Genomic DNA, 6,888 nt, shown 5'->3' with positions numbered 1-6,888 from the left:
ACACCCCTACCGCTGTCGATTCACCTGCCGTGTCGGAGCCAGGCCGGGTCGAGGAGGAGAACTGGATGATGCACTTGTCACCGGACGGCCCGAGCTCCTTCGGGCCCGTGGGCCGGCGTGAGGTGATGAATGCCGGTGTCGCCTCGCTGATGACCTGGAGGTCGGACGGATCGAGTCCGGCTTCCGCGGCCGCCGGCGCCGACATGCTGGAAGCCTCACGCTCACTGTTCACGCACTACCGCAGACTCGGTCAGGCCGTGGAACCCGGCCTGCTCCTGCCCGTTCTGATCGCGCAGACACACACGCTGCGGGAGCTGTCGGCGCAGAGCGACAGCGGCACCAGGCGTCGCCTGCTGGCGCTCGGTTCCCGGTACGCCGAGTACGTGGGCTGGCTGGTGCAGGAGACTGGGGACGAGCGTGCGGCGCTGTGGTGGACGCAGCGTGCGGTCGATCTGGCCGCCGTCGGCGGTGATCAGGCGCTGGCCGGTTATGCGCTGGTCCGCAGGGCGTTGGTCACGCTGTACCGGGAGGACGCCGAGCAGACGATCACGCTGGCCCGCCGGGCGCAGAGCGGCGTGCTGCCGTCACGGATCCGCGGTCTCGCCGCACAGCGCGAAGCGCAGGGCCATGCCCTCGCCGGCGATGTCGGCGCCTGTCTCCGTGCCCTGGACCGGGCTCGTACTCTGCTCGCCCGCCGGAACGACGGTGCCGACGGTCCGGTGATCGGCTCTATGCATCTTCCAGATTCGGTCGGCATGGTCACCGGCTGGTGCCTCGTCGATCTCGGGCGACCGCGCGAGGCGGGCGAGGAACTGGATCGGCAGCTCACTCAGGTCGGCCCCGACGCGGTGCGTACGCAGGTGCGGTACGGCGTACGTCGCGCGCTCGCTTATGCCTCCGCCGGCGAGATCGACCACGCGTGCGCGCTGACGGAGCCACTGCTCGACGGCGTGACGGCGGTCCGCTCGGCGACCGTCACGACCGATCTCCGACGGCTCGTCCGGGTGTTGGGCCGCTACCCGGACCACCCACCGGTACGCCGACTGGCACCGCGGCTCGGCACCTTGACACGCCCGACCACCCCTCTTGAGGAGTCACCGTCATGAGCGACATCTTCATCAACTACCGCACCGGGGACGGGGAGAAGACCGCGGCCCTGCTCCGCCAAGGGCTGTCGCACCGCTTCGGCCCGGGACACGCATTTCACGCGTCACAGTCCATCGTTCCCGGTGAAAGCTGGCCCGAACGGCTGCTGGCCGCGGTACGGCACAGCTCCGTACTCCTGGCCGTCATCGGACCGGACTGGACGAACTTCCGTGCCCAACTGGAGGATCCCGAGGATTGGGTGCGCAAGGAGATCGAGGAGGCTTTCGAGTGTGAGGTCCCAGTGGTCCCCGTTCTGGACGGACGCAAAACCAGCCGGCTGAGCAAGGCCGATCTTCCGCCCGCGTTGCGACGGCTCGCCGATCTCCAGTCCATCGCGTTCGACTCCGGTGACACCGACGTGTGTGTCGCGCGCATCGGTGATCTGATGGCCGACATGATTCCCGGCCTCGACAACCGGTCCGGGACCGAGACGGAAATGCCCGCGCCGGGCAGCGTGACCAATTCCATCGGGACTGTGAACGGTACAGCCGTACAGAGCCGTGACTTCACCGGTGACGTCGGCACGGTCGTCAAGGGCGCCCACGGTCCTGTCCACACCGGGAACGGCAACATCTACTCGCATTCACGTCATGTCTCGGGCGACCGTCACTTCTCGGGTGACGGGATGACGTACTTCGAGGGTGACCACCACGGCACCATCCAGCACCGGTTCGGTGAACGGGACGGTCACGAGGACAAGGACAGGTGAGCCAGCACACCGGAACCTGGGTCCGGGACTCAGGCGTCACGGTCACGGGCCCTGGCGACGTCTACATCGGCACGCAGCTACAGGACTCGGACAAACCGGCTTTCCGCCGAGTCGCCGAGGACCAACTCCGCCGACTGCGCTACGTACTGGTCGCTCCGCCATGTATGGGCGAGGCTCGTGCCGTACTCGCCGACTCCGGCACCGTCATCCTGGACGGTGTCCCGGGCAGCGGCCGGTCGGCTGTGGCCCGCGTACTGCTGCACGAACACCACCGGGACAGTGGTGTCTTCCACGAACTCCTGCCTGGTGAGGAGGACGAGCTCTCCCTCCAGGACCCCGCTCTGGTCGGGACCGGTGATCAGTTGTTGCTGGACCTGTCCGCCGCGGACGACCGCCGCTGGGCCGCAGCCCAGGCCGACCTCCCGGCGCTGCGCAAGGCCGTACACGAGCAACAGGCCCATCTGGTCGTGGTCATGCCGCACCGCGGCGTTCTCGACCCGGACCTGCAGTACTGCCGCGTGGTGCTCGAACGGCCACCCGGTATCGGCGTTCTCCGGCGGCATCTGCGCCTGCACGGTGTGCCGCCTGAGCAATATCTCCGGCCGGACGGCACCGTCACCGGGTTCCTGACGGCGAACAGGCCGATGCGGGAGATCGCGGAATTCGCCGACCTCGTGCGCCGGGCACGCGAGGCCGGTCAGCCCGGGGACGGATTCGGCCAATGGTGCGAGGCGGCCGGGCGGGCGCGGAACGACGGCCGACGGGAAGCCGCCGCGCTCGTCACCAAGCTGCGGGAGGCGCCGCAGCGAGCCCTGCTGATCGCCGTGTCCATGCTGCATGGGGCACACGCCGATGTCGTTCACCGCGCGACCGAGCAACTGCTGAGCACCCTCGGGCCTCCGTCGGAGGGCGACTCGCCGCTGCGGCACCGAGATCTCGCCGAGCGGCTCCTCGAAATCTCGGCCACTGCCGCCCCCAATGGACAGGTCCGGTTCGACCAGCTGGACTTCGACTCCGCCGTTCGTGCCCATTTCTGGGACCACATGCCCGATCTTCGCCCCCACCTCGGCACCTGGGTCGCGAGTGTGGTGGAGCTGAACGACCCGCACGTCGTCACGCTCGTACGCGACGTCCTGGTGGAACGAGTGGCCGGTGAATACCTGCGGACCGGACGTGCGGACGGACTGGGGGCCCTCATCGAACGCTGGAGCACCGATGCGACGAGCCGACCTCGTCTGGAAGCGGCCGTTCATGCGCTGACCCGCGGGCTGGCGGACCCGGTACACGCCAGGGACTTCCGCGAGCAGATCTACCAGTGGTGCGCCAACCGGCGCCTCAAGGGCGAGCTCGCGCAGGTACTGGTCCGCGTCTGTGCCGACGTCCTCGCGACCAGTCATCCCGATCAAGCCCTGGTCAGGCTCCACCACCTGGCCCGGCGTGAGCGCGGCACGACGCGTGCCCGGCAGGCGCTGTGCGATCTGGCGGCGCGCAGCCGCAGGCTGCACCGCGTGCTGCTCGACCGTCTCGCCCGTTCCGACCTCTCACCCGCCAATCTCGGGATCTTCCTCCAGGCCAGCGACCCCGAACTGTTGACGCTCCGCCCCGGCACTTCGCACGCGCTGGTCGACGAGCAGGGCGCGCAGCGCTCCCTGACAACCTGCTGGCACGCCGTACTGACCGAGCTGCCGCCTCCGCAGTGGCAGGCCGGAGCACGACGCTGGCTCCACTGGGCGGCCGCCCGCACCGGACCGCACGGCGGGCTCCTGCTCGACCTCCTCGTCAACGCGGCACAGCGCTGCACGGAGAAGCGGGGCAAGGTCTTCGCTCTGCTGTACGCGTGCGCCCGCGACGCCGAGCGCGCCGGTCCGGGGGATGCGGCGCGGGCCGCGGAGACCACCGGTCTGCTGCTCCACAAGATCAGCACGGCTCAAGGCATCGCTCCGGCCACACCGCCGACGACCTCACCCAGGGGGACTCGACCATGAGCACCGCACGGAAAACCACAACCGTCTTCCTCACCGTTCTGAGCGGTCTCCTGCTGAGCATCGTCGGTCTGACTCAGCGGTGGCCCGCATGGACTTGGCCACTGCTGGCAGTGCTGCTGCTCGTCGTCCCCGCGGCCGTCTTCCGGGTCGCCGCGATGCGCCGCGGCACGGTACCGGTGGCTTTCAAGGAGCAACTCACGGCCGCCCCCGTGGAACGCACGGAACACCGCGTCAGCCAGGTAGTGCTGCCCAGCAAGTGGGCCGACTACGACTTTGTCTTCTCCGCGACAGTGCGCTGGTACCTCGTCGACGCTCCCGCGAGTGCCCCCGTGCTCAACCCGGCGGGCCTCGCCGTCGACGCGGTCCTGAAGCGGGCTCGCGCCATCACCGAGCAACGAGAACCGGTCCGGGTCTCACTCGTCGAGCAGGAACTGTCCGGCGCCCTCAGCCGGATGGTTCCTGAGTCCACCGGGCACCTCCAGGCGATGGCGGAGAACATCCAGCTCGTCCTGGTGCAGCAGGACCAGGAACGCCTCGACAAGCTCGCCGACGTACGCAAGGACGAGGCGGTCTGGGTGCACCAGCGCAAGTACGAGCAGAGCAGGCGCCGGTACTTGGGCGAGGACGTCCTCAAGGACACCGGCAGCGCAGTGGTCTGGTGGCTCGCCAGGAACGACGAGCACGTGGAACGTACGGTGAACGACCTGGCCCTGCTCGCTCAGCTCACCTCGGCGGCCAATGACACCGACATTCCCGAACGGCTTCAGGATCTGATCTCCTCGCAGGCCGGCGGGCCGACGACGTCGGACGTTCCCGAGGCGAAGCCACCCTCAGCGCCGCAGGGACGGGAGACAGCCACGATGCGTCTCTCCGACTTCCTCGACAGCATCGGTTTCACCGACGGAGACGTACGCCGCCCGATGCTCGCGGCACAGATCGCCGGCCTCATCAAGGAGCAGAACCGCCACGAGACCGCCGAGGAGATCCAGCACCACTTCGATCCGCCGGCGTCCCTCGCTCCGGACGACGACGAGGCACCTGCCTCCGGCTTCCCCCTCGCCTAGGAGAAGACACATGGACAGCGAACTGGCCGTACTCGTGGCATCGGGCGCCACCACACTGGTCTCTCTCATGGTCACCGACTCCTGGACACACGCCCGGGAACTCGTCGGGCGGTACCTGACCCGCACAGGCGCGGACCCCGACACGTTCGACGACCTGCAGGACACCAGGACCCGGCTCCTCGCCGCCGACTCCACGGAACGTGAACGGACCGCCCGCGAGGTCAGCCGACGATACGGTGACCGTCTGCGCCGACTCGCGGAAGCCGACGACGGCAGCGGTGAGGCCCTGCGTGCTCTGCTGACCTCGTTACTACAACTCTCGGCGTCCGCGGCAGACAGCCGGCGCACGGTGGACAACCGCATCAGCGGGGGAGTCCAGCACGGCCCCGTCGTCCAGTCGGGCACCGTTACTGGGCTGACCTTCCACGTGGATCACGTCGATCGCACGGATCGCCAGTAGTGCCGGCGCAGCGAGGGCACCGCGCGTTCCTGGACTCGGTCAGCCTGTTCCTGCCCAGCTCGGATGATACGGGTGCCGTGGCAACGCGAGTTGGCCGCCCCGAGGCAGCCGCGTAGAGCTACGCGACGCCCGATGGTCACGGCACCCCGGACCCCACCCGGCGAGGTCGTCGTCATCGTCGGCATCGCGTCGAGCGACGGGGCGGGAACCGGCAGGAGGTGTGCTTCGCCCGGGTCTGTACGGTGAGCGGTGTAACTCCCGATCTGGAAGCGTCAGTTGATGACTGACGTGGCGAGTGGCATCGAGGCCGGGGAGGCCGTGGTGAGTGGGACGGGCGCCGTGGATGACGGGCTGGTTGCCGAGCTGGTGGCCCGGGCCCAGGCCGGTGGGGTGAAGCTCACCGGGGAGGGCGGCCTGTCCCCGGAGGGGGCAACCCCCAGCAGCAGCTGACGAAGCGGGTGCTGGAGTCCGCGCTGGAGGGCGAGCTCACCGATCATCTGGGCCATGAGCCCGGTGAGCGGGCCGAAGGCGGCCGGGAGAACTACCGCAACGGGCACCGGTCGAAGACGGTGATCACCGAGTCGGGGCCGGTCGGGATCGCGGTGCCGCGGGATAGGGCCGGGTCGTTCGAGCCGCAGCTGGTCAAGAAGCGGCAGCGGCGTCTGTGCGGTGTGGACGAGATGGTCCTGTCCCTGTCGGCGAAGGGGCTGACGCACGGGGAGATCTCCGCGCATCTGGCCGAGGTGTACGGCGCGGAGATCTCCAAATCGACTGCGTGAACGTGAGGGTCAGGGACGGGCAGGTCGCCAACCGGCCGGTCTACATGGCGGTGGCGGTCACCGCCGAGGGGCACCGGGACATCCTGGGCCTGTGGATCGGTGACGGCGGTGAGGGCGCGAAGTACTGGCTCCAGGTCCTGACCGAGGTCAAGAACCGCGGCGCGGCCGACGTCCTGATGCTCGTCTGCGACGGCCTGACCGGGCTCCCGGACGCCGTGAACACCGTCTGGCCTGCGACGATCGTCCAGACCTGCGTCGTTCACCTGCTGCGCAACAGCTTCCGTTACGCGGCCCGGCAGGACTGGGAGAAGATCGCCAAGGCCCTCCGGCCCGTCTGCACCGCGCCGACCGAGGACGCCGCCCTGGAGCGGTTCGTGGAGTTCACCGACGTCTGGGGCGGGAAGTATCCGGCGATCGTCCGACTCTGGGAAAGCGCGTGGGCGGAGTTCGTGCCCTCCTCCGGTTCGACGTCGAAATCCGGAAGATAGTCTGCACCACCAACGCGATCGAGAGCATCAACGCACGGATCCGCAAGGCCGTGAGGGCCCGGGGACACTTCCCCACCGACCAGGCCGCGCTCAAGTGCGTCTACCTGGCCGTCATGAGCCTGGACCCGACCGGCACCGGACGCAAACGCTGGACCATGCGCTGGAAGGCCGCGCTCCAAGCCTTCGACATCACCTTCGACGGCCGGCTCACCGCCGGACGCCGCTGAAGAAATCCGACCGAGTTCCACCGTTTGCTA

The 6,888-nt window shown here is 68.9% G+C and carries 7 protein-coding genes and 1 pseudogene; 7 read left to right on the top strand and 1 reads right to left on the bottom strand.

The features are described from left to right. A partial coding sequence (locus KYY02_RS33200; protein ID WP_371244672.1) for a hypothetical protein occupies positions 1-205 on the bottom strand: 205 nt, incomplete at its 3' end. On the opposite strand from KYY02_RS33200, the gene KYY02_RS33195 reads away from it, so the two are divergent. From KYY02_RS33195 to KYY02_RS33165, 7 genes and pseudogenes are all read left to right on the top strand, one after another. Further along, on the top strand, positions 126-1,106 hold the full coding sequence (locus KYY02_RS33195; RefSeq protein WP_503167884.1) for an NsdA family TPR-like regulatory protein: 981 nt from the start codon (positions 126-128) through the stop codon (positions 1,104-1,106). The genes KYY02_RS33200 and KYY02_RS33195 overlap by 80 nt on opposite strands. Next, positions 1,103-1,855: a toll/interleukin-1 receptor domain-containing protein gene (locus tag KYY02_RS33190; protein WP_371244668.1), complete on the top strand. Its 753-nt coding sequence runs from the start codon at positions 1,103-1,105 to the stop codon at positions 1,853-1,855. Before KYY02_RS33195 ends, KYY02_RS33190 begins: the two co-directional genes overlap by 4 nt. 164 nt (positions 1,856-2,019) lie before the next feature. Then, the gene (locus KYY02_RS33185; RefSeq protein ID WP_371244666.1) at positions 2,020-3,840 is read left to right on the top strand and encodes a hypothetical protein; all 1,821 of its coding nucleotides are present in this window, start codon (positions 2,020-2,022) and stop codon (positions 3,838-3,840) included. Continuing rightward, positions 3,837-4,904 carry a hypothetical protein gene (locus tag KYY02_RS33180; RefSeq protein ID WP_371244664.1) on the top strand — a complete coding sequence of 356 codons (1,068 nt, stop codon included), beginning with the start codon at positions 3,837-3,839 and terminating at the stop codon, positions 4,902-4,904. Before KYY02_RS33185 ends, KYY02_RS33180 begins: the two co-directional genes overlap by 4 nt. A gap of 10 nt (positions 4,905-4,914) precedes the next feature. Further along, entirely contained in the window at positions 4,915-5,364 is a 450-nt protein-coding gene (locus KYY02_RS33175) for a hypothetical protein (protein WP_371244662.1), read from the top strand. A 279-nt stretch (positions 5,365-5,643) separates the two neighbouring features. Then, entirely contained in the window at positions 5,644-5,814 is a 171-nt protein-coding gene (locus KYY02_RS33170; protein ID WP_371244660.1) for a hypothetical protein, read from the top strand. Further along, positions 5,760-6,858, top strand: a pseudogene (locus KYY02_RS33165) (IS256 family transposase); the annotation flags it as partial. The gene KYY02_RS33170 and the pseudogene KYY02_RS33165, both read left to right, overlap by 55 nt. Between the last annotated feature and the right edge of the window lie 30 nt (positions 6,859-6,888).

Origin of the sequence: Streptomyces pimonensis (genome assembly GCF_041380215.1) — a bacterium.
Lineage (GTDB): Bacteria > Actinomycetota > Actinomycetes > Streptomycetales > Streptomycetaceae > Streptomyces > Streptomyces pimonensis.
Note: the sequence above shows the minus strand (reverse complement) of the source record. Positions and strands in the feature narration are given on the sequence as shown.

Bases quoted from the DNA above. Each gene is read 5' to 3' on its own strand.
- KYY02_RS33190 (WP_371244668.1), top strand. From the start codon at position 1,103: ATGAGCGACATCTTCATCAACTACCGCACCGGGGACGGGGAGAAGACC.
- KYY02_RS33175 (WP_371244662.1), top strand. From the start codon at position 4,915: ATGGACAGCGAACTGGCCGTACTCGTGGCATCGGGCGCCACCACACTG.
- KYY02_RS33185 (WP_371244666.1), top strand. From the start codon at position 2,020: ATGGGCGAGGCTCGTGCCGTACTCGCCGACTCCGGCACCGTCATCCTG.
- KYY02_RS33195 (WP_503167884.1), top strand. From the start codon at position 126: ATGAATGCCGGTGTCGCCTCGCTGATGACCTGGAGGTCGGACGGATCG.
- KYY02_RS33170 (WP_371244660.1), top strand. From the start codon at position 5,644: ATGACTGACGTGGCGAGTGGCATCGAGGCCGGGGAGGCCGTGGTGAGT.
- KYY02_RS33180 (WP_371244664.1), top strand. From the start codon at position 3,837: ATGAGCACCGCACGGAAAACCACAACCGTCTTCCTCACCGTTCTGAGC.